This is a genomic window from Rhodococcus sp. IEGM 1406, assembly GCF_030056745.1.
In the GTDB taxonomy this organism is placed as follows: domain Bacteria; phylum Actinomycetota; class Actinomycetes; order Mycobacteriales; family Mycobacteriaceae; genus Rhodococcus_F; species Rhodococcus_F erythropolis.
Genome location: NZ_JASHKO010000001.1, coordinates 836189 through 859091, shown reverse-complemented (window position 1 = coordinate 859091; position 22903 = coordinate 836189). Strand labels below are relative to the sequence as shown.

General features: G+C 63.1%; 24 protein-coding genes. 15 read left to right on the top strand and 9 right to left on the bottom strand.

The genetic code is table 11. From position 1 onward, the window contains the following. Positions 1–50: 50 nt before the first annotated feature. On the bottom strand, positions 51–854 hold the full coding sequence (locus tag QM596_RS04160; RefSeq protein ID WP_019745372.1) for an SDR family NAD(P)-dependent oxidoreductase: 804 nt from the start codon (positions 852–854) through the stop codon (positions 51–53). Between the two features lie 307 nt (positions 855–1161). On the opposite strand from QM596_RS04160, the gene QM596_RS04155 reads away from it, so the two are divergent. Further along, positions 1162–1764 carry a TetR/AcrR family transcriptional regulator gene (locus QM596_RS04155; RefSeq protein WP_020909198.1) on the top strand — a complete coding sequence of 201 codons (603 nt, stop codon included), beginning with the start codon at positions 1162–1164 and terminating at the stop codon, positions 1762–1764. A 24-nt stretch (positions 1765–1788) separates the two neighbouring features. Here the strand turns inward: QM596_RS04155 and QM596_RS04150 are convergent, their stop codons facing one another. Further along, on the bottom strand, positions 1789–2382 hold the full coding sequence (locus tag QM596_RS04150) for a TetR/AcrR family transcriptional regulator (protein WP_003940428.1): 594 nt from the start codon (positions 2380–2382) through the stop codon (positions 1789–1791). Between the two features lie 116 nt (positions 2383–2498). Between QM596_RS04150 and QM596_RS04145 the strand changes: the two genes are divergently transcribed. The 3 genes from QM596_RS04145 (at position 2499) to QM596_RS04135 (ending at position 5368) form a co-directional block, all read left to right on the top strand. Continuing rightward, the gene (locus QM596_RS04145; protein WP_029537047.1) at positions 2499–3260 is read left to right on the top strand and encodes an enoyl-CoA hydratase-related protein; all 762 of its coding nucleotides are present in this window, start codon (positions 2499–2501) and stop codon (positions 3258–3260) included. A gap of 241 nt (positions 3261–3501) precedes the next feature. Then, entirely contained in the window at positions 3502–4017 is a 516-nt protein-coding gene (locus QM596_RS04140; protein ID WP_283308202.1) for an OsmC family protein, read from the top strand. Between the two features lie 37 nt (positions 4018–4054). Continuing rightward, positions 4055–5368, top strand: coding sequence for a bifunctional o-acetylhomoserine/o-acetylserine sulfhydrylase (locus QM596_RS04135; protein ID WP_019745377.1), 1314 nt, complete (start codon positions 4055–4057; stop codon positions 5366–5368). A 64-nt stretch (positions 5369–5432) separates the two neighbouring features. On the opposite strand, the gene bphC is transcribed toward QM596_RS04135, so the two are convergent. The 4 genes from bphC to QM596_RS04115 form a co-directional block, all read right to left on the bottom strand. After that, positions 5433–6353, bottom strand: a complete 921-nt coding sequence (gene bphC, locus QM596_RS04130; protein ID WP_020909199.1) for a biphenyl-2,3-diol 1,2-dioxygenase — start codon at positions 6351–6353, stop codon at positions 5433–5435. Between the two features lie 35 nt (positions 6354–6388). Next, positions 6389–7567: an acyl-CoA dehydrogenase family protein gene (locus QM596_RS04125; protein WP_003940250.1), complete on the bottom strand. Its 1179-nt coding sequence runs from the start codon at positions 7565–7567 to the stop codon at positions 6389–6391. Between the two features lie 181 nt (positions 7568–7748). Further along, positions 7749–8618 carry an alpha/beta fold hydrolase gene (locus QM596_RS04120; protein ID WP_019745379.1) on the bottom strand — a complete coding sequence of 290 codons (870 nt, stop codon included), beginning with the start codon at positions 8616–8618 and terminating at the stop codon, positions 7749–7751. 76 nt (positions 8619–8694) lie between these two features. Further along, a complete protein-coding gene (locus tag QM596_RS04115) occupies positions 8695–9603 on the bottom strand; it encodes an IclR family transcriptional regulator (protein WP_020970849.1) in 909 nt (302 codons plus the stop codon). A gap of 138 nt (positions 9604–9741) precedes the next feature. On the opposite strand from QM596_RS04115, the gene QM596_RS04110 reads away from it, so the two are divergent. The 3 genes from QM596_RS04110 (at position 9742) to QM596_RS04100 (ending at position 12516) form a co-directional block, all read left to right on the top strand. Next, positions 9742–10617 (top strand): TIGR03619 family F420-dependent LLM class oxidoreductase, encoded by an 876-nt coding sequence (locus tag QM596_RS04110; RefSeq protein ID WP_283308201.1) that lies wholly within the window; start codon positions 9742–9744, stop codon positions 10615–10617. A gap of 32 nt (positions 10618–10649) precedes the next feature. Next, positions 10650–11141, top strand: coding sequence for a nuclear transport factor 2 family protein (locus tag QM596_RS04105; protein ID WP_003939809.1), 492 nt, complete (start codon positions 10650–10652; stop codon positions 11139–11141). A 127-nt stretch (positions 11142–11268) separates the two neighbouring features. Further along, a complete protein-coding gene (locus QM596_RS04100) occupies positions 11269–12516 on the top strand; it encodes an Nramp family divalent metal transporter (RefSeq protein ID WP_029256304.1) in 1248 nt (415 codons plus the stop codon). Positions 12517–12572: 56 nt separating this feature from the next. Here the strand turns inward: QM596_RS04100 and QM596_RS04095 are convergent, their stop codons facing one another. Further along, positions 12573–14168, bottom strand: coding sequence for an acyl-CoA synthetase (locus QM596_RS04095; RefSeq protein ID WP_283308200.1), 1596 nt, complete (start codon positions 14166–14168; stop codon positions 12573–12575). 369 nt (positions 14169–14537) lie between these two features. Here QM596_RS04095 and QM596_RS04090 point away from each other — a divergent pair, with 369 nt between their 5' ends. After that, positions 14538–15476, top strand: a complete 939-nt coding sequence (locus tag QM596_RS04090) for a 3-oxoacyl-ACP reductase (RefSeq protein WP_007729451.1) — start codon at positions 14538–14540, stop codon at positions 15474–15476. A gap of 27 nt (positions 15477–15503) precedes the next feature. Continuing rightward, entirely contained in the window at positions 15504–16247 is a 744-nt protein-coding gene (locus QM596_RS04085; protein WP_019745385.1) for an SDR family NAD(P)-dependent oxidoreductase, read from the top strand. A gap of 21 nt (positions 16248–16268) precedes the next feature. On the opposite strand, the gene QM596_RS04080 is transcribed toward QM596_RS04085, so the two are convergent. Continuing rightward, the gene (locus QM596_RS04080) at positions 16269–17174 is read right to left on the bottom strand and encodes an amidohydrolase family protein (RefSeq protein WP_283308199.1); all 906 of its coding nucleotides are present in this window, start codon (positions 17172–17174) and stop codon (positions 16269–16271) included. A gap of 125 nt (positions 17175–17299) precedes the next feature. On the opposite strand from QM596_RS04080, the gene QM596_RS04075 reads away from it, so the two are divergent. The 3 genes from QM596_RS04075 to QM596_RS04065 all read left to right on the top strand — a co-directional run bounded on the left by QM596_RS04075 (position 17300) and on the right by QM596_RS04065 (position 20069). Next, positions 17300–17827 (top strand): nuclear transport factor 2 family protein, encoded by a 528-nt coding sequence (locus tag QM596_RS04075; protein WP_283308198.1) that lies wholly within the window; start codon positions 17300–17302, stop codon positions 17825–17827. A gap of 4 nt (positions 17828–17831) precedes the next feature. Next, a complete protein-coding gene (locus tag QM596_RS04070) occupies positions 17832–18965 on the top strand; it encodes an oxidoreductase (RefSeq protein ID WP_019745388.1) in 1134 nt (377 codons plus the stop codon). Positions 18966–19070: 105 nt separating this feature from the next. Beyond that, positions 19071–20069 carry an MDR family oxidoreductase gene (locus QM596_RS04065; RefSeq protein ID WP_019745389.1) on the top strand — a complete coding sequence of 333 codons (999 nt, stop codon included), beginning with the start codon at positions 19071–19073 and terminating at the stop codon, positions 20067–20069. Positions 20070–20074: 5 nt separating this feature from the next. Here QM596_RS04065 and QM596_RS04060 read toward each other — a convergent pair whose 3' ends face one another. Continuing rightward, positions 20075–20626: a ribonuclease H family protein gene (locus tag QM596_RS04060; RefSeq protein WP_007729467.1), complete on the bottom strand. Its 552-nt coding sequence runs from the start codon at positions 20624–20626 to the stop codon at positions 20075–20077. 45 nt (positions 20627–20671) lie between these two features. On the opposite strand from QM596_RS04060, the gene QM596_RS04055 reads away from it, so the two are divergent. The 3 genes from QM596_RS04055 (at position 20672) to QM596_RS04045 (ending at position 22902) form a co-directional block, all read left to right on the top strand. Further along, entirely contained in the window at positions 20672–21625 is a 954-nt protein-coding gene (locus QM596_RS04055) for a DNA-3-methyladenine glycosylase family protein (protein WP_046379323.1), read from the top strand. Between the two features lie 17 nt (positions 21626–21642). Then, a complete protein-coding gene (locus tag QM596_RS04050; protein WP_019745391.1) occupies positions 21643–22293 on the top strand; it encodes a pyridoxamine 5'-phosphate oxidase family protein in 651 nt (216 codons plus the stop codon). A gap of 111 nt (positions 22294–22404) precedes the next feature. Further along, positions 22405–22902, top strand: a complete 498-nt coding sequence (locus QM596_RS04045; RefSeq protein WP_020970854.1) for a hypothetical protein — start codon at positions 22405–22407, stop codon at positions 22900–22902. Position 22903: the final 1 nt, after the last annotated feature.

The following is a 22903-nucleotide window of genomic DNA, read 5'->3' as shown; positions in this document are numbered from 1 at the left end:
GGAACCTTTCGAAGACGTGAGAAGGATGTACGTACGAATGGGGAGGGCAGTTACATGCCCATTCCACCGTCGACCGGTAGGCCGATTCCGGTGATGAATCGCGCGGCGTCGGAGGACAAGAACACCACGGCGTCAGCCATGTCGTTCACTTCACCGAGGCGGCCGAGCGGGGTGAGACCGATGACGTCGCCGACTGCCGCTTCGGCACTGGGCCAGAGGCCGAGCTTCTCCATGTCCGCCGCGAGTCCGAGACCCATCTCCGTGGCGACGAGGCCCGGGTAGATGCAGTTGACACGGACTCCGTAGCCGAGCTTGCCCGACTCGGCGGCGGCAACTCTGGTGAAGCGATCGACCGCGGACTTGGTCGCGGAGTATCCACTGATCCCGGGAAACGGAATGGTTGCGGCCACTGAAGAGATGTTGATGATGGAGCCGCCGGTTCCGGCTACGCCACCCGGACGCATGCTGCGCAGTCCGTGTTTGGTTCCGAGCGCCGTGCCGAGGATGTTGACCTCACACATACGGCGGATGTCGCCCGGATCGAGGTCGACCACCAGCGAAGAAATCTCGATGCCTGCGTTGTTGACGAGGATGTCGAAGCCGCCGAGAGTCTCCGCGGTGGCGGCGACTGCCTCTTCCCAGTTGGCGTCGTCGGTGACGTCCAGCTTTACGAAGCCGGTTTTGACTCCGCCCGAACCAACGGCCTCTGCGGTGGCACGACCTTCGTCTTCGAGAACATCGCCGATCATCACCGACGCCCCCGCCTTCGCCAACGCCTCAGCCATTCCGGCTCCGAGCCCCTTGGCACCACCTGTGACCAGTGCTTTTCGTCCCTCGAGATCAAACACGCTCATTTTCGACTGCCTCCATGACTGAAACGACTCTCGCGATGCCACCGTTCACAGCGACGCTGCCAAGTGGTGTGAGTCACAGAGTATTCAACTTTGGACGAGTGTCAAGAGAAATCTTGACGACTGTCAAGATTTTGTTACACGCTCGTCAAAGACCAGGGGTTACACTGATTCGGACGCGGCGATCGTGCCGCTGTGGAAACCGCAGGGAACAGGACGTGCCATCGTGACCACGACAGTCGAGAAGCCTAGTGAGGCAGGGAAAAAGGCGGTTCCTGTCTCTTCGGAGAAGCGGTCCAACGCCGACAAGGTGTCACGTCGTCAGGTCGACAAATTCTCCGAGCGACGTGATCAACTGGCCGAGGCCGCACTGCAAACGCTGGCCGAACTGGGCTACGCACGCACGAGCCTGCGCGAAATCGCCCAGAATTCGGAGTTCTCCCACGGCGTCCTGCACTACTACTTCAGCGACAAGGTCGATCTCATCACCCACTGCGTGCGCCACTACAAGGCACGCTGCGTCACCCGCTACGACGGCATCGTCGCCACCGCTCAGACGCCGGAGGAACTGAAAACGGGTTTCGGCGCGCTGCTCGCCGAGACCATGATCGACGAGCCGACGATGCACCGCCTCTGGTACGACCTGCGCGCGCAGTCGATGTTCGAGGAGTCGTTCCGAACCGACGTGGCCGCGATCGACGAGAGTCTCGAAAACATGATCTGGCGCATCGTCTCTCGCTATGCCGAGCTTCTCGACGTGGAGCCCTCGGTCACCTCGCCGGCGATGTACGCGATCTTCGACGGCCTGTTCCAGCAGAGTCTTCTTCGCCACCTGTCCGGTGATCAGACTGCCGCGAACTATCTTTCGGAGAGCGTCCAGCAGATGCTGCCCCTGGTAGTGCCCACACCCTGAGCCGGCACCACGTCCTGAGTCGGCTCAGCGAGCAGCGATGCCTTCCGCGACGTACCTGGCACCGCGATCGAATTCGCCGACCACGTCGTAATCGGCGTCTTGCCGCCAGAAGCGAACCAACGCTCCGTACGTACCGCCGATCATCTGCGCGAGAAACAGCGGCGGGTAGTCCGATCTCACTTCGCCGGCTTCGATACCGGCAGTGACGATCCGCAGAAGTTCCACATGGAACCGATGATCGTGTGCCGCCCCCGCTCCGGAGGAGGCGAAGTCGCGCTCGAGTTCTGCAGTCACCATGCGCAGATAGCGCGGATGCATGATCGCTTGTTGCGCAAAGTCTTGAAAAATCCGGGAGATCCGATCAGAGGTCGGCATCGGCGATTCCATGAGCTGATCCACCAGTGCCGCAAGCTGATCGAGATGATCACTGTGCAGCGCCTCGAGAACCGAGTCCTTGCCCTGGAAGTAATTGAAGAAGGTGGCTCGCGACACCTCGGCTCGCTCGGCGATGTCGTCGACGGTCGTGCTGGCGAAACCCTGCGCCGAGAACAGAATTCGAGCAGCCGAGAGCAACCTGTCGTTGGTGTCGCGCTTGTTCTGTTCTCGTTTGGAAATCACGTCGACCTGCCTTTCTCCGCCTCAGAACACAGTCTTCGCCACAGTCCGGAATGTGTCCAATGTCGGTCTCGCCAGTTGACGCACCACCCCTTCGATAGATGGACTACAGTCCAATTATGTCGACTGTTTCCACAGAACGCCACGACCGCGTTCTCATCGTCAGGATCGAACGCGAAGAACGTCGTAATGCGATCAATCGTGAAACTGCCGAGGGAATCGAAGCCGCACTGAACCTTCTCGACGACGACCCTTCTCTGTGGGTCGGCATCATCACCGGAACCCCCAACATCTTTTGCGCCGGAACCGATATCCGAGAGCGAGCCGACCTTCGCATGCCTCGCGGCGGTGAGTACGGCGTCATTCGGCGTCAGCGAAACAAGCCTTTGATCGCCGCAGTGGAGGGATACGCGCTGGGCGGCGGCTTCGAAATCGCATTGGCCTGCGATCTGATCGTCGCCTCCGCCACAGCCCAATTCGGACTACCCGAAACCAAACGCGGTCTGGTTGCGACGTCCGGCGCGCTCTTTCGGGCGCCACGTGCCCTTCCGATCAATGTCGCTCGCGAACTCCTGATCACCGGGCGCACTCTCGATCCCGATCGGGCCAAAGATCTCGGCGTCGTCAATGCAGTGACTGCCCCGGGTAAGGCGCTCGACGAGGCTCTGGTGATGGCGGCCGAGATCTGCGAGTCCTCTCCGACCTCGGTAAGCCTGAGCCTGAAGGCAATCGACGCTCTTTACGCCGAGGCCGATACTGCCGGATGGACCATCACCGACGACGCCAAGGACGCGGTGCTCCGATCGCCGGACATCGCCGAAGGACTCGACGCTTTTGCGAGCCGTCGGACGCCGCAGTGGAGCGGACTGCCGCCCACATGAGCGACCACGATCCGAGACGGATTTCCTATAGGGCTGGTCGGAAAGGGTGTGAACCGGTTACAGTCTCTTCCGTGACGGGAATTGGCGCATACGAGACGGGCACGCTGCTGACGCGGCGACGCCATGTCGATTTTGCGCACGTCTGTACATCCGGGTGTCCGATCTACTGATCGGACCTACGACGTGAGCGCCGCTCACGTCGATACTCGTATGTACACCCAGATCAGGGGACATTTCTGTCATGACCACCGCTTCGATCTCGCACCTGAGTTCCGTCGTAGCAGCCAATGCCGACGCCATCGACAAGGACGCAAGCAAAGCGCACGTCGTCTTCAAGGCATCCGCTCAGGCGCACGACGCCGTTGCCAGCACCATTTCTCTCGGTAAGTACACCGTCGAGGTCGACGAGCCGCCGGCCCTCGGCGGCGAGAACACCGCAGCCAATCCCGTCGAGTACTACCTCGCATCCCTGCTCTCCTGCCAGGTGGTCACCTACCGTGTGTGGGCGGACAAGCTCGGTATCGCGCTCGACGACATCTCGGCCAGGGCAGAAGGCGACCTCGACGTTCGTGGATTCTTCGGATTCGACGATGCCGTCCGCCCGGGATTCTCCGAGGTTCGCGTCGTGGTGACCCTGACCGGTCCGGAAACTCGCGAGCGATACCTGGAGTTGCAGGAGACGGTCGACGCCCACTGCCCCGTACTCGATCTCACCCGAAATCCCGTCCCAGTGCATACAGTCGTCGCAACCGCCTGACCCGCACCAACCCACCTTCACCACGGAGTATGAATTCATGAGCGAGAACACCCCCGTCGACACCGATCCGACCGCAGATTGGTCGTTCGAAACCAAGCAGGTCCACGCCGGACAGGGCCCGGACAGCGCTACCAACGCTCGAGCGCTTCCGATCTACCAGACCACCAGCTACGTCTTCGACAACACCGACCATGCGGCGGCGCTCTTCGGCCTCGCCGAGCCGGGCAACATCTACACCCGCATCATGAACCCGACGCAGGACGCCGTCGAGCAGCGCATCGCCGCTCTCGAAGGCGGAGTCGCGGCTCTGCTGGTTGCGTCCGGTCAGGCCGCCGAGTCCTTCGCGATCCTCAACCTCGCCGAGGCCGGGGACCACATCGTCTCCAGCCCTCGCCTGTACGGCGGCACGTACAACCTCTTCCACTACACGCTGCCCAAGCTCGGCATCACCGTCGACTTCGTCGAGGACCCGGACAACCTCGATCACTGGCGTGAGGCGATCCGTCCGAACACCAAGGCGTTCTACGGCGAAACCATCTCCAACCCCAAGAACGACGTGTTCGACATCCCCGGCATCAGCGCAGTCGCTCATGAGCACGGTATCCCGCTGATCGTGGACAACACGGTTGCAACTCCGTACCTCATTCAGCCGCTGAAGCACGGCGCCGACATCGTCGTCCACTCCGCCACCAAATACCTTGGTGGACACGGCACCGCGATCGCCGGCGTCATCGTCGACGGCGGCACGTTCGACTGGACCCAGGGACGCCACACCAACTTCACGACCCCCGACCCCAGCTACCACGGCGTCACCTTCGCCGATCTCGGTGCACCCGCCTACGCCCTCAAGGCACGCGTTCAGCTTCTGCGCGACCTCGGCTCGGCCATCGCACCGTTCAACGCCTTCCTCATCTCGCAGGGCATCGAGACACTGAGCCTGCGCATCGAGCGCCACGTGTCCAACGCCCAGAAGGTCGCGAAGTTCCTCGAGGGCCGCGCCGAAGTCACGTCGGTCGCGTACGCCGGACTGGAATCCTCACCCTGGCACGAGCGTGGAAAGCAGCTGGCTCCCAAGGGAACCGGCGCTATCGTCGCGTTCGAGCTCGCCGGTGGAGTCGATGCAGGCAAGAAGTTCGTCAACGCACTGACGCTGCACAGCCACGTCGCCAACATCGGTGACGTTCGCTCACTCGTCATCCACCCCGCGTCGACGACGCACTCGCAGCTCACCCCCGAGGAGCAGCTCGCTTCGGGTGTCACCCCGGGGCTCGTCCGCCTCGCGGTCGGTATCGAAGGAATCGACGACATCCTCGCCGACCTCGAAACCGGTTTGGCAGCAGCAGCTTCCTGATCGAGCACACGAAAAAGCTCGGTCCCGACAGGCGTCGGGACCGAGCTTTTTTGTTGCGTCAGAACTAGCTCTTGGGAGTGAACGCGGCCAGCGGTTCACTGTCGGACCAGTCATGGCCCCAGTAGCTGTCCGCCGTGATTTCCTCAGCGGTGTAGAAGGTTTCGTCGACAAGCGTGCCTTCGCAACCGAACTCGAGATCCCAGCCACCGGGTGCGCGCACGTAGAACGAGACCATCTTGTCGTTCGTGTGGCGACCCAACGTCGAGGAGATCGAGAAGCCGAGCTTGGCAACACGATCGAGAGCCTGACCGACGGCGTCGAGAGTCTCGGCTTCCATCATCAGATGCACGAGACCGGGTTCGTCAACCGGCGGCGCCGGGCACAGCGCCAGGCTGTGGTGGCGCTGGTTGACACCCATGAAGCGAACGCGGCGAGCCGGCGGCGGCGCATCGATTCCGCCGAGACGGATGGAACCGCGCGGGAGGAATCCGAGCACCTCGGTGTAGAAGGTGTACGCCTCGTCGAAACGCGTAACCGGAAGCACCACATGGCCGAGTCCCTGATCACCGGTGACAAAGCGGCCGCCGTGCGGGGTGACCAACGGGCTGTGGTCGAGTACCGGTCCGAAGAAGACCTCGACACGGTTGCCGTTGGGATCGTCGAATGCGATGACCTGCTCGGCATCGCGGTAGCTGGCGTCGACCTCGGAAAGAACCTCGACCTCGACTCCGGCCTTCTCGACCTCTTCACGAACACGCTGGAGCGCGAACTGATCTCGCACTTCCCAGCCCACTGCGAGGGCCTTGTCCGTCTCACCGGGCAGGACAATCAGTCGCGCACGACGCTCGTCCAGGCGCAAGTAGAGGCCGTCGGCTTCCGGGCCACTACCGACCGCGAGGCCGAGTCCGTCGACCACGAGCTCGCGCCAGCGAGCCACGTCCTGCGTTTGGATCCTGAGATACCCCAGGCCCCGAATTTCAGTCATGCCTAACCGTCCTTGCTTCGAGAGTGATTGTGGGACTAGATCATCGAGCGGTGGATGCCCTGCGGTTCGCCACCGAGCTGCGAGAGCGTCGACGCGTGGAAGATGGAACCGGGTACGTGGATCGCGTGCGCGAGACCGGCATGCGCGTCACGCCAGAACCGCTGCATCGGCGTGTTCAACTGCAACGCGCCACCACCGGAACGAGCAAAGATCTCGTCCACCGCCCGCACCGCACGCCACGCAGCAGCAGTCTGCGTACGCCGACCGATCGCACGCAGCTCGAACGAAACTTCCTGCCCCTTCTCGGTCATGTCCCAGAAACGATCCACCGTCTCCAAGATCGCAGCCCGAGAAGCAGCGATCTCGGCCGCAGCCTCACCGATCGCGAACAACACGTACGGATCTTCCTTGATCGGAACACCACTGACCGTCACACGCTCACGCTGCGCCGCCATGTTGCACGCCAACGCACCCTCAGCGATACCGATCAACGACGAAGTGATCCCCAACGGGAAAATGCAGGAGAACGGGAACTTGTACAACGTCTCCGTACGGCCCGCTTCCTTCCACGCCGTCCCGTCGTACACCTTTCCGGCGTCGATCGTGCGGTAGGTGGGCAGGAACGCGTCCTTGACGATCAGGTCCTTCGACCCGGTTCCGCGCAGGCCCACGACATTCCAGCTGTCCTGGTCGATGTCGTAATCGGAGCGCGGCAGCAGTACGTGCAGGTGCTTCGGCGGCATCAACGGCTTGCCGGACTCGTCACCGACCATCGCGCCGATCATGATCCAGTCACAGTGATCAGTACCGGAGGAGAACGACCAACGACCGTTGAGGATGTACCCACCCTCGACTGGCCTCGCCACGCCCATCGGCGCATACGGCGACGCCATCCACGTATCGGGATCGGTTCCCCACACCTCTTCCTGAGCCTTGCGGTCGAAGAACGCAAGCTCCCACGGATGAACACCGACGATGCCGCTGACCCAGCCCGTGGCACCGTCCATCGCGCCGATAGCCATTGCCGTCTCGGCGAATTCACGCGGATGTGCCTCGAGGCCTCCGAATTCCTTCGGCTGGAACATCCGGATGACGCCGGAGTCGCGCAGGCGCTTCGCGCTGCCGTCCGTCAAGCGCATCAGCTTGTCGCCCTCGACTCCGTCGGCGCGGATCTCGTCGGCGAACTGTGAGATGTTGTCCAGAACCTGACCCATGATTTTTCCGGCTTTCTGGTTTCGCTACCCGGCGAGTGCCTGGGCAGAATGAAAATCTGTTGGTGAAACGGTGGCAGGTAGCCCGCCGAAGTGCAGAAACGCTTCCCGGTGAGTGGGAGCACCCCCGGTGCGCCTTTTTGGTAGTGGGGGCTACCAAAAAGGCGCACGGGGGCGAAGCCCCTTACTTGCCTTCTGGACGCGTCAGGAATGCCAGAACGGACGCGACCCAGGCGTCACGGGCTTCGATCATCGTCCAGTGTCCGCAGTTGGGGAAGATGTGAACTTCGCCGTTGGGGATATCACGCATCGGCAGTATCGCCATGTCCACGGGGCTGACGCGGTCGTCGCGTCCCCAGGTCAACAGCGTCGGCGCCTTGATCTTGTTCAGCTGCGCCCAGTACGGCACGGCGGTCGACGCAGCGGCAGCCGCGCCCATGGCGGCCATGGCCTTGCTGCTGTACATCCGTCGGGCGATCTCGAGCGTCGTCGGCTCGGTGGCCAGGGCCCAACGCTCTTCGATGAGCTGCTCGGTGACGACGGCGCGGTCGAAGACCATCGAATGCAACCAGCGGACGAGAGCTTCGCGAGTGGGGTTGTCGGTGAACTCCATGAGGAGTTTGATGCCTTCACCGGGGCCCGGCGAGAAGGTGTTCTTTCCCATGCCGCCGATGGTGACGAGCTTGCTCACCCGGTGCGGTTCGTCGATCGCGACCTTGGTGGCGACGATGCCGCCCATGGAGTTGCCGATCATGTGGACAGGTCCGAGGCCGAGGCCGTCGAGGAACATCCCCACCGATGCCTGCGCCATCATCATCGGGTGGTCGGGGCCGGGATCGCTGACGCCGAATCCGGGGAACTCGAGAACGTAGCAGTGGAAGTGCTCCGCGAAGTCCGCGAGAACGCCGCGGTAATTACGCCAACCCGTGACACCGGGGCCCGAACCGTGCAGCAGCAGGAGCGGCGGGCCGTCGCCGGCTTCGTGGTACCGGAGCACACCGAGATCGGTCTGCAGTTCCTTCAGGGTTCCCTCGTAGCTCAGTTCAGTCGTCATGGTCCGAACGGTGCCATCAGTACCGCTGAGCTGCTATGACTCGTCCCGATCAGCGAGACAAGTCGATCAAAATACGTCAGATCCAGTGGTCGGACGACGCTGCCAGCAGGCGATCCATCGTCTCCGCCGAGAACGTATTGGTCGGAACGGGAGGCGTCTTGCGGCCGCGTCGAGGAGCACCCAGTTCGGGGTACAACGTCCGCGAGACCTCGCGAGCCGCGTCGACGACCAGCGGAGCAACTCGCTCGAGCTGAGCGGTCCGCATGTCACCACACAACGCGATGCTGCCGACGGGACCCTCGTGTCCGCGAATTGCCGAAGCCACACATGCGACTCCACGCGCCGACTCCCCGCGTTCGAAAGCCAGTCCCCGACGCTGACGGATGCGGTTCAGTTCCTGATGGAGCACGGCGACGTCGGTGATGGTGTTCTCGGTGCAGCGGGGAAGTGCCGACCCGAACAGAGCGTCGACGCGCTCGGGGTCGATCCATGCCAGCATCGCCTTGCCGCCGGCCGTCGAATGAGCGAGCACTCTGCCGCCGACGCGGGACGGCAGCGCCGCGGCGAATCGTCCGCCGACCTTGTCGAGGTAGACGCTCTCGCGTCCGTCGAGCACCGACAGGTGAACGACCATGCCGGTCTGCAGGTGCAGTTCGTGCAGAAGCGGTGCTGCGGCTTCGCGGATCTGGCTGTGGCCGCCGTCGCCACCACCGAGGCCGAGCGCGCGGCGCCCGAGGCAGTAGCCGAACGATGCGTGATCGACCCAGTCCAGCTTGACGAGCTGATCGAGAATGCGGTGGACGGTGGACCGCGGCAACTGAGTGCGGCACGCGACTTCTTCCAGCGTCAGCCGCGCGGCGCGGCCGTCGAAGGCGTCGAGAATCAATGTCATCCGCTCGACCATCGACGGCGGCAGATCCTTCTTGGGTTGCCCGGCGGCGTTCTGGACGGTGGACAGTGTGTCGTTCATGTCAACGATGGTCATGGACGCCTCCCGAAAACTGGAATTGATTCTACCGACTATAACCCAGGTCACAGTTTCTGGAAAGTGAATCGGTCGTTTCGATCCCGATCAGCGGTAATTCACCCGCCGCCGCGTCGGTGGGAGCGCTATAAACGCCCGATGCACCTGGGAATCGTCACGCCGGTCCTGATTCAGCACCCGAGCACGCGTTCGGAGTGGGAGGCGAGTGCTGACATCGGCGAGATCGCCACAGTGGCTGCCACGGCGGATCGACTCGGTTTCCATCATCTGACCTGCAGTGAACACGTGGCGGTTCCCGAAGAAATTGCCACCGAACGCGGCGGAACCTATTGGGATCCGCTCGCCACGCTGGGTTACCTGGCCGCACGCACGTCGCGGATCCTCCTGGCGACGCAGGTGCTGGTACTGGGTTATCACCACCCCCTCGAGATCGCCAAGCGCTACGGAACGCTTGATCGCGTCAGCAACGGACGCCTGATACTCGGTCTCGGAGTGGGGACTCTGAAACAAGAATTCGCTCTCATAAATGCTCCGTTCGTCGACCGAGGAGCACGTGCCGACGACGCTCTGGCAGCACTTCGAGCATCACTGTCGACTCCGACTCCGGAGTATCACGGCGAGTTCTACGACTACTCCGGATTTGTCGTCGAACCCCATGCCGTCCAGAAACGTGTGCCCCTCTGGATCGGCGGCCGGACAAAGAGATCGTTGCGCCGGGCCACCACACACGGCGACGGGTGGGTGCCGTTCGGGCTGCGATTCTCCGAACTGAAGGAAATGCTCGACGCCACGACACTCCCCGACGGATTCGACGTAGTGCTTCCCGCCGGTGCTCCGCTCGATCCCCTCGGCAATCGCGAATCCGCCCTTCGCGCCTTGACACGCGTCCGTGACGCCGGGGCGACCATCGCCAGTTGCTCGGTCGGCGCTCGAAGCGTCGAGCACTACTGCGAACAACTCGAAGAACTTCACCGAATCGCCCTCGCCGAGGGCTTCTCTTTCACCACTTCCTGATTTGCCGACAATCCAATGCAAAGGACGTACCGATGACCGACTCGACCGCCCTGATCGAATCTCTGCTCGCCCGAGTGGAATTGCTCGAGGACAAGCTCGCGATCACCGAACTGCTGACCACGTACAGCCCTGCCGTCGACAGTGGATCAGCCGACGAGGTCGCGAACCTGTGGCTCGAGGACGGTGTCTACGACGTCGACACCGGCGCGATGCACGGCCGCGGCGAACTGCGCGCGATGGTTCACAGCGCCTCTCACCAGAACTGGATCATGAACGGCGCGGCTCACATGATGACGCCCGCGCACATCCGCATCGACGGCAACAAGGCCGTCGCGACCTGCCATTCGCAGTTGGTCATCAAGGACCCCGAGAACCCGACGGGGTTCAAGGTCCTCCGCATCACCGCGAACCGCTGGGAACTGATCAAGACCGACGGCGAGTGGAAGGTCGAACTGCGTACCAACGCGCTCCTCGACGGCCGACCCGAGGCCCGCGCTCTCCTGGCCGCCGGGGTGACTGCCTAACCCCTGTGCGCGGTTAGGGACCCTCTGCGGTCGCTGACCGCACACAGCTGTTGAAAGTTCGGCTCCCCGAACTCTATAGTTCACATATTCGAACCAACAGGTCCGAGCACGTATGACCAGGAGACCGATGAGCACCAGTACGCAAAAGCCGACGACTCCGCGCCGACGACCCACGGGAAGATCCATCGCCCTGCTCGGTCCGGCGTTCGTCGCGGCAATCGCGTACGTCGATCCGGGTAACGTCGCCGCCAACCTGACCGCCGGCGCGAAGTACGGCTACCTCCTCATCTGGGTGCTGGTACTCGCCAATGCAATGGCCGTCCTGGTGCAGTACCTGTCCGCGAAACTCGGGCTGGTCTCCGGCAGATCCTTGCCCGAAATGCTGGGTCAGCGCCTGCGTAAGAACAACCGCCGCGCCTTCTGGCTCCAGGCCGAGATGATGGCGATCGCGACCGACGTGGCCGAGGTCATCGGCGGCGCCATCGCACTCAACCTGCTCTTCAACATCCCGCTCTTCCTCGGCGGGTTGATCACCGGATGCGTGTCGATGGTGATCCTGACGATCCAAAGTCGGCGCGGACAGCGCACTTTCGAGTTCGTGGTCATGGGATTGCTGGCCATCATCACCATCGGCTTCCTGACCGGGCTCGCCTTCACCGACGTCTCCGGCAGCGAAGCGGTCGCCGGACTGGTCCCCCGCTTCGAAGGAACCGAGACCGTACTGCTCGCCGCCAGCATGCTCGGAGCAACGGTCATGCCGCACGCGATCTACCTTCACTCCGCATTGGCACGTGATCGCCACGGCCACATCAAACCCGGGCCACGGTTGCAGCGACTACTCAAAGTCACCCGTTGGGATGTCGTAGTCGCGTTGATCATCGCCGGTGGCGTGAACATCGGCATGCTGCTTCTGGCCGCTTCGGCGCTGCGCGGAGTACCCGGCACCGACACCATCGACGGCGCGCATGCCGCGATCGAGAATTCACTCGGTCCGGGTGTAGCCGTGGTGTTTGCGATCGGACTCCTCGCCTCCGGACTCGCGTCGACCTCCGTGGGGTGCGCGGCCGGCGCCGAGATCATGCATGGTCTTCTGGCCATTCGCATTCCGGTGATCACACGCCGAATCGTCACTCTCATCCCGGCACTGATCGTGCTCGGACTCGGCGTCGACCCGACGCTGGCACTCGTGCTCAGCCAAGTGGTCTTGAGCCTGTGCATCCCCTTCGCGATCATCCCGCTGGTGCGAATGACCTCGGACCCCGAACTCATGGGCGACGCGCGCAATGCCCCGTTCACGACCGTCGCGGCATGGATTGCGGCCGGCTTGATCGTTGCACTCAACGTCGCTCTGCTGGTTCTGACGGTGACAGGCTAGAGCACCAGAGCCACCCAACGCGTCCCTCACAAACGCGCTGGATGGCTCCGGCCGGACTAGGAAACTTGCTCGGCGAGAGTGGCCTTGGCCCAGCGATAGTCGGCCTTTCCGCTGGGAGAACGCCTGATCGACGGAACGTTCATGACGGTGCGCGGCACTTTGTACCGAGCGACCTGCGACGCGCAATGCTCACCGATCTCGGCAGCGTCCGGGACGTCGAAGCCTTCGCGGGTCGTGATGACCGCAGCGACGCGCTCACCGAACTTCGCATCCGGAATTCCCGCGACCAGAGCGTCGAGCACCGCCGGGTGACTCTTGAGTGCCTGCTCGACCTCTTCGGGGTACACCTTCTCCCCGCCGGTGTTGATGCACTGAGAACCACGCCCCAGCAGGACGATCGAGCCGTCGGCTTCCACGCGCCCGACGTCGCCGAGCACCGACATCCGCACCCCGTCGATCACCGGGAACGTAGCCGCGGTCTTGACCGGATCGTTGAAGTAACCGACCGGCACGTGACCACTGCGAGCGATGTAACCGGTCTCGGGCGATCCCGGCTCCAGTGGCCGCATCCTTTCGTCCACGACGCGGGTCTCGTCGCGAGCGGCGATGCGCATCAGGCCGTCTTCGCCGATTTCGAGATTGCCGTCGACGCCCGACTCCGAGGAGCCGAATCCGTCGCGGATCACCAGGTTCGGAAGTATCGACTTGAGCTGCTCCCGCAGTGAGAGCGAGAACAAGGCCCCGCCGGACGAGACCATGCCGACCGTGCCGAGGTCGTAATCTGCTGCGTTTGCTGCCAATTCGTCTGCGAGCGGACGGGCCATCGCGTCTCCGACGACGGTGATGGAGACGGCCTTCTCACTCCCGGCGAGCTGCAGGGTCGTCTTCGCGTCGAACCGCGCCATGAGAATTGCATTGGCGCCCATGAAGAATCCGGTGAACAGCGAGTACGACGCCGCACCATGCATCAGGGGTGCGGTACTGAGCATGTTCATCGCGGGGACGTTCGGCACCGCGGCGAACAGAGCCTCTGCGGTCGTGTGCGGCGGACCGAACGGATTTCCGCCGGTGAGCGCCGCGAAGTAGAAGTCTTCATGACGCCACATGACACCCTTGGGCATACCCGTCGTGCCGCCGGTATAGATGACAAAGAGGTCGTCGTTGCTGCGGGGCGCGAAGTCACGAGTGGCGGGATGCTCCGCGGCAGCGTCGGCAAATCGAACGACGTCAACGCCTTCGATATCGCGGACGGCTGACTCGCCGACGACAACGACGTGCTTGATGCCGGGCGCGGCCGGGAGAACCGTCTCCACGACGGAAACGAACTCCTCGTCCACGATCAGTGCCACCGACTGCGAATCGTTGTACAGGTAGGTCAGTTCGGCGTCGACGTAGCGATAGTTGACGTTGATCGGGACCGCACGAATCTTGAGGCAGCCGAGCAAACTCTCGACGAACTCGACGCTGTTGCGCATGTGCAGAGCGACGTGATCGCCCGGCCCGACACCGACACTCGCCAAGTGGCGGGCAATGCGGTTCGATCCCTCGTCCAGTTCGACGTAGGTGCGACGACGGCCATCGCACACGAGCGCCGTGCGGTCCGGAATCAGATCCGAAATGCCCTCGTATAGATCTGCCAAATTCAGTGACACTGCTGGTGCCTTCCTTGATGTCCGGCCCGGTGAATTCGGGGCCGACCGTACTGCGTTTTCGGTGAGAACTATCCGACCCTGGAGCCGACGAGTGCGGCCGAGAACTGAGCGGATCGGTGGTGACGCAAACGCGTACGCGGTGGGATCGCCGCGTCAACCCAAGGTGGCATGCAGCGCTCGTGACCCAGATCACCGCTCCCGCTGAGTGAGACTGCTCCTCAGTTGGTCAAACTTCTGCTCAAAACTAGAACTAATTCTGATTTCGCTCGAATGATTTTTTCGGAAAGACTGCCGAACTCTCGACTTCAAATTAGAATGAATACTAATTTTGCTGTACCTACCCGGCAGACCGGATCGAAGGAGCACGACATGACGCAATCACTGAGCTTGGAAGGCAAAGTTGCCGCCGTCACCGGCGCCGGCGCCGGCCTGGGTCGCGCCGAAGCACTCGGACTCGCGGCTGCCGGTGCAGCCGTCATCGTCAACGACATGGGTGCAGCGGCCAACGACGTGGTCGACGAGATCAAGGCCGCAGGTGGACAGGCACTCGCCATCACCGGCGACGTCTCCGACTGGTCGCTCGGCGGGCGCATCATCGAAGAGGCTGTCAAGAACTTCGGATCCTTCGACATCCTCGTCAACAATGCAGGCATCCTGCGCGACAAGATGATCTTCAACCTGACCGAATCCGATTGGGACGACGTCATCCGCGTGCACCTCAAGGGCCACGCCGCCACCTCGCACGCAGCCGCAGTCCACTGGCGCGCAGCCAGCAAGGCAGCCGACGCACCGGTCTACGGCCGCATCATCAACACCTCTTCCGAGGCCTTCCTCTTCGGCAGCGCCGGACAGCCCAACTACTCGGCAGCCAAGGCCGGCATCACCGCTCTGACGCTCTCGAGCGCAGCAGGTCTCTCCCGCTACGGCGTCCGCACGAACGCGATCTGCCCCCGTGCCCGCACCGCCATGACGGCAGAAGCCTTCGGCGAGAACAACACCGGCGTCGTCGGCCTCGATCCGCTTGCACCCGAGCGCGTCGCGACCCTGGTCAGCTACCTCGCATCCCCCGATTCCGACGAGATCAACGGACAGGTCTTCGTCGTCTACGGCAAGATGGTGGCGTTGATGGAAGCACCCAAGGTCGAGAACCGTTTCGACGCAGCCGGATCCGCGTTCACCGTCGAAGAACTCGGTGGCCAGCTCTCGTCTTACTTCTCCGGCCGTGGGCCGTACGAAACCTACGCTGCCTACAGCATCGCCGGCCTCGAAAAGATCGCACTTGCAGTCGACGAGACCGCAACAGTTTAAGCAGCACTTACGAAGAGGAGCGTTTTCATGAGGTTGAACGGCAAGGTAGCGATCGTCACCGGCGGCGCCGGTGGAATCGGTCGCGCTATCACCCGAGTCTTCGCCCGTGAAGGCGCGAAGGTCCTGTTCGTCGACATCAACGACGAGCAGGGCCAGGCCCTCGAACAAGAACTGGCCGGCTCCGGCAAGTTCCTGAACGTCGACCTTGCTGCCGCCGGTTCGGCCGAGCAGATCCGTGACGCCGCGCTCGAGGCTTTCGGCAAGCTCGACATCCTGGTGAACAACGCTCACGCGTCCCGTCAGGCTCCGTTGCTCGAAACCACGCAGGACATGTTCGACCTGTCCTTCAACACCGGTTTCTACCCCGTTGTCCACCTCATGCAGGCGTGCCACGACGAACTCGCGAAGACCAAGGGTTCGGTCGTCAACTTCGCATCGGGTTCAGGTTTGGACGGAATGCCCACCCAGACGTCCTACGCTGCGGCCAAGGAAGCTGTGCGAGGCCTGACGCGCGTCGTCGCCAACGAGTGGGCGCCGGAAGGCATTCGGGTCAACGTGGTCTGCCCGTTCGCCGCCACCGAAGGCGTCGTCAAGTGGCAGGAAGCCTTCCCCGAGCGCGCAGCCGCATCGGTTGCCAAGGTACCTCTCGGACGCATCGGTGATCCCGAAACCGACATCGCTCCCGTCGTGGTATTCCTGGCGAGTGAGGATTCCAAGTACATGACCGGACAGACGTTGATGGCCGACGGCGGCAGCATCAAATTGCGCTGAGCGAAATACTTCTCGGTGGGCTCAGCTCACCGAGAAGAGTTTCGCAGCGTTGTCGTGCACGACGGTTCGCAGCCATTCGTCTCCGAGATCGAAGCGCGTAACCGCTTGCAAGGCTGTGAGATACGGGTACGGAATGTTCGGGAAGTCGCTACCGAACAGAATCCGGTCCTGCATGTCGACGAGCCGTGATACGTCCGCCTTCGGGAAGGCACACTGTTCTTCCGTGAAATCGGTGAACGCCATGGTCGTATCCAGGCGGACGTTGCCGTAAGCCTCTGCCAGATCGAGGAATTCGCTGTACTCGGGCATCCCCATGTGGGCGACGATCAAAGACAGGCGCGGGTACCGTGCGAGCAGCGGAGCAATGCGATCAGGTCCCGTGTACTCCCCCGGCGCCGGTCCCGATCCACAGTGAATCACGATGGGCGTCTCGGAGTCCTCGAGCTGACCCCAGACCTTGTCGAGCAGAGGGTCGTTCGGGTCGTAGTTTCCGACCTGGATGTGGGACTTGAAGATTCGCGCGCCCGACTCCAGAGCCTTTCCGACGTACGACGCCGCCGACTCCTCGGGGTAGAACGTGGCCGTGTGCAGGCAATCAGGTGTTTGCGCGGCAAATTCGACGGCCCACTGATTGAGCCACTCGGCCATCGCGTGCTTGTGCGGGTAGATCATCGACGTGAAAGCCCGGACACCGAACTCGCGGAGACGGTGTACCCGCTCCTCCTCGGCAAGTCGGTACGCGATCGGCCATGGTCGACCGATCATCGGTCCCGCCGAATCGAAGTAGCCCCACACCTTGTCCATGACGCTCTTCGGCATGAAATGGGTATGGACGTCGATCACGCCCGGAACACCCAACTCGCGCCAGAAAGCCCGAACCTCGGCGATCTCCTCCGGTCCGGTCGATGGGACCTCTTCGGTACACACGTCTGACACCCCTTTCGTTCGCTCGACCATACCGAGTGCCGTCGCGCTCACCGGGACAGGTCGTTGACGGCCCGCGCTGAGCACCCGAATGTGAACCCATCTTGCCGATCACCGTTGGAGGTTGAATGTCTCAGGCCGAGTCCGAAGTGGGATCGATCAGTGCCGTCGAGGAACTGCTCGCAATCGAGGAAATCAAACGTGTCTTCGCCGCGCGCCTACGCTGCATGGACACCAAGCAGTGGCACGTCTACCCAACCCTGCACACCGCAGACGTCGTCAGCGAGACGTGGGGCGGACTCCCGACAGACAAGCAACCCAAGACCGGTGACACCTCGAACCAGGTAGTGGGCATCGACAAACTCACCGCGGCAATTCGGAACATGCTCGACGGCGACATCCCCCTCACCACGGCGCACCAGGCACACACTCCCGAAATCGTGCTGACCTCACCCACCACCGCAACCGGTATCTGGGCGATGGAAGACATGCTGTGGTGGAACGACGGCGAGAAAGAACTACACCTGCACGGCTACGGCCACTACCACGAGGAATACCGCAAAGAAGACGGCAAGTGGCTGATCAGCTACCGAACCCTCACCCGGCTCCGTGTCGACCAGGACCCCGGATTCTTCCGATTCATGAAAGCGCTGTGACGAAGTGACCAACCCGCTGTTCCAACCGCTCCGCATCCGTTCGCTCGAATTGTCCAACCGCATAGTCATGTCGCCGATGACGCGCACGTACTCCATCGAGGGCGTGCCTGGCCGCGACGTCGCCGACTATTACCGCCGACGCGCCGAGGGCGGTACCGGACTGATCGTCACCGAAGGCGTCGCGATCGATCACGAGACTGCTGTCGACCACGCCAACGTCCCCAACCTCCACACTCCCGCGGCTCAGGCCGGATGGCGCAAGGTAGTCGACGACGTGCACGCTGCGGGCGGCAAGATCGTGCCTCAGCTCTGGCACGTCGGGCCTCTGTGGGGTGCGATGACGCAGATGGACCCTTCGCTCAAGCCGATGCGTCCCTCGGGCGAGTGGGGTCCGCTGGGCGTCACCTCGTACTCCGCGGCCTACGTCGAACGCGCGCAGGCGAGCACCGAAGCGATGACCGAGCAGGACATCCAGGACGTCATCGACGCGTATGTCCGTAGCGCGAAGCACGCCGTCGAACTCGGCTTCGACGGTATCGCGATCCACGGCGGTCACGGCTACCTCCTCGATTCCTTCTTCTGGGAGGGCACCAACCAGCGCGACGACGCGTGGGGCGGCGACCTGGAGCGTCGTACCAAGTTCCCGGCCGCCGTCGTCGCTGCGATCCGCGCGGCCATCGGACCGGATCTGCCGATCATCTACCGTTTCTCGCAGCACAAGCAGCAGGATTTCACCGCGAAGATCGCGGAGACCCCCGAGGAGTTGGGCGTCATCCTGGGCGCGCTGGTCGACGCCGGAGTCGACGTTCTCGATGCCAGCATCAGGCGCTTCGACGTCCCCGCCTTCGAAGGCAGCGATCTCTCGCTGGCCGGCTGGGCGAAAAAATTGACCGGCGCCGTCACGATGGCCGTCGGCAGCGTCGGTATCGGAAAGTCGCTGCGGGACAGCCGCATCGAAGGCGTCGCCCCTGTCGTAGACAACATCCCACAGCTCGAGGAGCGCATCGGCAGTGGAGAGTTCGATCTGATCGCGATCGGCCGTCTCCACCTCGCCGATCCGGCATTGGCGACAACCCTGCGCGACGGTAGTCCGCTGCCGGCATTCGATCGAGCGGTGCATGAGGGCAGCTTGATCTAGGGGCTCCGCCCCTGTGTTGATCTAGGGGCTCCGCCCCTGTGCGCCTTTCCGGTAGTTCGCACTACCGAAAAGGCGCACAGGGCCGAAGGCCTTTATGTTCGACCCATGACTACTTTCAACGCCTGGGTCGCCCGCGAAAGCGACGGCACCATCGACTTCGCCCCCGAAACCGTCGACGAATCCTTCCTCCCGGCAGGTGAGGTCACCATTCGCGTCGAGTATTCGAGCGTCAACTACAAGGACGCGCTCGCGGTCACCCCGAAAGGCGGGGTGGTTCGCGAGTACCCGATCGTCCCCGGCATCGACGTCGCCGGCGAGGTCATTGCCTCCGAGTCCGACGCATTCGCCCCGGGCGACAAGGTCGTCGCACATGGCTACGAGATCGGGACCGCCCGCAACGGCGGCTACGCCGAGATCGCCCGTTTGCCTGCCGAGTGGGTCGTGAAGCTCGACGGCATTTCCACCGCCGACGCTGCTGCAATCGGCACGGCAGGATTCACCGCAGCCATGAGCGTCCAAGCCATTCTGGCCAGCGGAGTGAAGCCCGCCGACGGTCCCGTCCTGGTGACGGGCGCGAGCGGCGGAGTCGGCACCGTCAGTGTCGACCTTCTGGCAAGCGCAGGCTTCGATGTGGTCGCCTCCAGCGGCAAGCCCGGCGCGGCTGACCTTCTGACGTCACTCGGTGCGTCTTCGGTGATCGGCCGGCTCCCCGAAGATCCCGACGCCAAGCCTCGCCCGCTCGGAAAATCTCAGTGGGCGGCGGCCGTCGACTGCGTCGGTGGAAAGACCCTCGCTCACGTTCTGAGCACGATCAACTACGGCGGTGTTGTGGCCGCCAGCGGTTTGACCGGCGGCGCCGCGCTGCCTACGACCGTGCTGCCGTTCATTCTCCGCGGAGTCTCACTGCTGGGCATGGACTCGGTATTGATGCCGATCGAACCCCGTCGCGCGCTGTGGGCCCGTCTGGGCTCCGACTTGGCCCCACGTCATCTGAAGGAGATCACGAACCTCGTTGCCGTCCGCGATGTCGTCTCGGTGATCGATCAGGTGCGCGAAGGCAAGTACACCGGCCGGGCGCTGGTTCAGGTTGCCGACGGTTTCTGAACCGCTCAGAAAAGTGTGAACAGATCTGCCGGTTCTTCGGCCGTCGTGGACTTCTCCTTGTAAGGGGAGTTCACGGCGGTCGGTTCCTTCTTCACCGGGGCAGCAAGCGGGACCGATGCGATGTCCCCCGAGACGATGGCGCGTGCGGCTTCGCCGGCCAGCTTGTCTGCCATTTCGTTGTAGTGGTTGCCGACGTGCCCGCGCACCCAACGAAAGCGCACCGGACCGACTCGATCGGTGATGGCTCGGTCGATGCTCTGGACCAGTTCCAGGTTCTTGACCGCCCCACCGCTCGCGGTCTTCCAGCCCTTGCGCTTCCAACTCGGCAGCCATTCCGACGCGCACTTGATGGCGTACTGCGAGTCGGATTCGATGAGCAGAGGATCAGCACCGGGATGGGCGACGACGGCCTCGAAGAGCGCACGCAACTCGGCAATCTGATTGGTGCCGGACGCTTCTCCGCCGGACATGCTCGGACCCTCGTGATTGACCCACGCCCAGCCGATAGCCCCGCCGGGGTTTCGCAGACAGGATCCGTCGGTGCTCACGATGATCATGGCTCGGACAATACGTTGCGCCACCGACACACGCCTTAACGGAGGATGGACGGTGGCGATACGCTGACCTCGATGACGCCGCTATCTCCGGTCGACGAAGTCACGGTGACTTCTCAGCGACCGCTCGATGCCGCGCTGACGCTCAGCCCGCATCAGCGCGGACCCGGCGACCCCGCACATCGACGGTCAGCCGACGGAGCGATCTGGCGAGTTTCCCGCCAACTTTCGGGTCCTGTGACCTACCGCATCACGCAGTCGGATCGCCATACGGTCCGGGTACAGGGCTGGGGTCCCGGCGCCACGGAATTTCTGACCGGCGCCGAAGCTCTGCTCGGTCTCGACGACGAGGCCGAAGATTTTGCGCCCGAGCATCCCAAGCTCGCCGAAGCTCATCGACGCTTCCCTCATCTGCGCATCGGCCGCACCGGACGCGTCATGGAAGCCCTCGTTCCCGCGATCCTCGAGCAACGCGTCCACGGCATCGACGCGTTTGCCGCATGGCGCCGGCTGCTGACCAAATTCGGGGAGCGCCCACCCGGCCCCGCGCCCGACGGAATGCGAGTTCCACTCACCGCGGACCAATGGCGACGAATGCCGTCGTGGGAGTTTCATCGCGCAAATGTCGATCCCGCGAGATCCAAGACGATCGTTCAGTGCGCTCGGGTCGCCGACCGCCTCGAGCAGGCGTCATCGTTCCCCCGGGCCGAAGCGACCAAACGATTGCGAGCGGTGCCCGGCGTCGGGATCTGGACTGCCGCGGAAGTGGCTCAGCGCGCCTTCGGCGATTCGGACGCACTCTCGGTCGGCGACTACCACCTCGCTGCGGTCGTCGGCTGGTCGCTCCTGGGTGAACCGATCGACGACGCCCAGATGGTGCAGTACCTCGCTCCCCTCCAACCGCATCGATACCGTGCCGTGAGGCTTCTGCAGGTCAGCGGCCAAGCCGTCAAACCCAAGTTCGGTCCGCGAACTGCCGTTGCCGACCACCGCTGGCACTGAGCACCAGGAGATAAAGAATGTCGACCCGATACGCACACATCGCCTTCTCCCCCGCTGCGGTGGAGCGTCAGCGGTCGACCGGGAGTTTCACCGTCTACGGTTCAAAGCTCGATCAGCCCGACGAAGGTCCGATGGAATTCGATTTCCGCGCTCAGGGATTCGTGAAATCCGTGGATTCCTTCTTCATGTCCACGGTGACTCCCGACGGTTGGCCGTACGTCCAACATCGCGGCGGCCCGCGCGGATTCCTGCATGTGTTGGGCCCGAATCGAATCGGATTCGCCGATCTCCCCGGCAATCAGCAGTTCGTGACGCTCGGCAATCTGGAAGAGAACAATCGCATCTCGCTGTTCGTCATCGATTACCCGACGCGAACGAGATTGAAGATCTACGGGCGTGCACACGTGATCGAAGCGGACGAGGACCCTGAACTGCTGCAACAACTCTTGCAGGTCCCTGGCGGCACCATGACAGCAAAAGCGCAGCGCTCCATCGTCGTCGAGGTCGAAGCGTTCGACTGGAACTGCAGTCGAAACATCACACCTCGCTTCGACAAGGAGCGCATGGACGAATCCCTCGCTCTGGCACGCCAACCCCTGCAAGCCGAGGTCGATCGGCTTACTGCCGAGGTCGAAGAATTGCGTGCGCGGTTGTCGAAAAACGAATGAGACTGGGCGGTTTCAGGGCACCCGGAGTCGGGTAGCCACCAAACACGGCCCGTCGCGCGGAGACGACGGGTCCCGTTGTGCCCGAGGAGGTCCGCACGATCGATCCAGACGGTGGAGTTCAGGCTGACGAACTGCACCGCCACCATTCACGACTGGTTCCACACAGACAGATTGGCCGTCCCCATGAAACTGTCCCGAACTCTCACCATGTCCGTACTCGTCGTCGCCGCTGTCGGCGCCGGAGCCGGCACCGCGGTCGCAGCGCCCCCGAATGCGGGCTTCGATCCGTCCCAACCCCTACTGACCCCGACCGCCGAGTCGAACAGCCAGGCGGCGTTGATGCTCTTTCCTGGTAACGATCCGAAGCAAGCCGCGTTCGACACGATGGCCAACGAGGTCAATATCGGCTGGAACAACGGCGGCGTGCAGTCGACGCTCATCGGAGCCAACCTCGGCGTCGGAATCGGCTGCCTGTCGATCTTCCCGAACTTCATCGCCGGCTGCATCGTCGGTGGAGTCATCGGCACGGTTGCCGGAGTCGGCGCGGGAATCACCAACGGAAACCCGAACGCTGCGCCGGCCGTCGAGAAGTTCTTCGCGACTCCTTGAG

Bases quoted from the DNA above. Each gene is read 5' to 3' on its own strand.
- QM596_RS04160 (WP_019745372.1), bottom strand. From the start codon at position 854: ATGAGCGTGTTTGATCTCGAGGGACGAAAAGCACTGGTCACAGGTGGT.
- QM596_RS04145 (WP_029537047.1), top strand. From the start codon at position 2,499: ATGTCGACTGTTTCCACAGAACGCCACGACCGCGTTCTCATCGTCAGG.
- QM596_RS04140 (WP_283308202.1), top strand. From the start codon at position 3,502: ATGACCACCGCTTCGATCTCGCACCTGAGTTCCGTCGTAGCAGCCAAT.
- QM596_RS04135 (WP_019745377.1), top strand. From the start codon at position 4,055: ATGAGCGAGAACACCCCCGTCGACACCGATCCGACCGCAGATTGGTCG.
- bphC (WP_020909199.1), bottom strand. From the start codon at position 6,353: ATGACTGAAATTCGGGGCCTGGGGTATCTCAGGATCCAAACGCAGGAC.
- QM596_RS04125 (WP_003940250.1), bottom strand. From the start codon at position 7,567: ATGGGTCAGGTTCTGGACAACATCTCACAGTTCGCCGACGAGATCCGC.
- QM596_RS04120 (WP_019745379.1), bottom strand. From the start codon at position 8,618: ATGACGACTGAACTGAGCTACGAGGGAACCCTGAAGGAACTGCAGACC.
- QM596_RS04115 (WP_020970849.1), bottom strand. From the start codon at position 9,603: ATGACCATCGTTGACATGAACGACACACTGTCCACCGTCCAGAACGCC.
- QM596_RS04110 (WP_283308201.1), top strand. From the start codon at position 9,742: ATGCACCTGGGAATCGTCACGCCGGTCCTGATTCAGCACCCGAGCACG.
- QM596_RS04105 (WP_003939809.1), top strand. From the start codon at position 10,650: ATGACCGACTCGACCGCCCTGATCGAATCTCTGCTCGCCCGAGTGGAA.
- QM596_RS04100 (WP_029256304.1), top strand. From the start codon at position 11,269: ATGAGCACCAGTACGCAAAAGCCGACGACTCCGCGCCGACGACCCACG.
- QM596_RS04090 (WP_007729451.1), top strand. From the start codon at position 14,538: ATGACGCAATCACTGAGCTTGGAAGGCAAAGTTGCCGCCGTCACCGGC.
- QM596_RS04085 (WP_019745385.1), top strand. From the start codon at position 15,504: ATGAGGTTGAACGGCAAGGTAGCGATCGTCACCGGCGGCGCCGGTGGA.
- QM596_RS04075 (WP_283308198.1), top strand. From the start codon at position 17,300: ATGTCTCAGGCCGAGTCCGAAGTGGGATCGATCAGTGCCGTCGAGGAA.
- QM596_RS04065 (WP_019745389.1), top strand. From the start codon at position 19,071: ATGACTACTTTCAACGCCTGGGTCGCCCGCGAAAGCGACGGCACCATC.
- QM596_RS04060 (WP_007729467.1), bottom strand. From the start codon at position 20,626: ATGATCATCGTGAGCACCGACGGATCCTGTCTGCGAAACCCCGGCGGG.
- QM596_RS04055 (WP_046379323.1), top strand. From the start codon at position 20,672: ATGGACGGTGGCGATACGCTGACCTCGATGACGCCGCTATCTCCGGTC.
- QM596_RS04050 (WP_019745391.1), top strand. From the start codon at position 21,643: ATGTCGACCCGATACGCACACATCGCCTTCTCCCCCGCTGCGGTGGAG.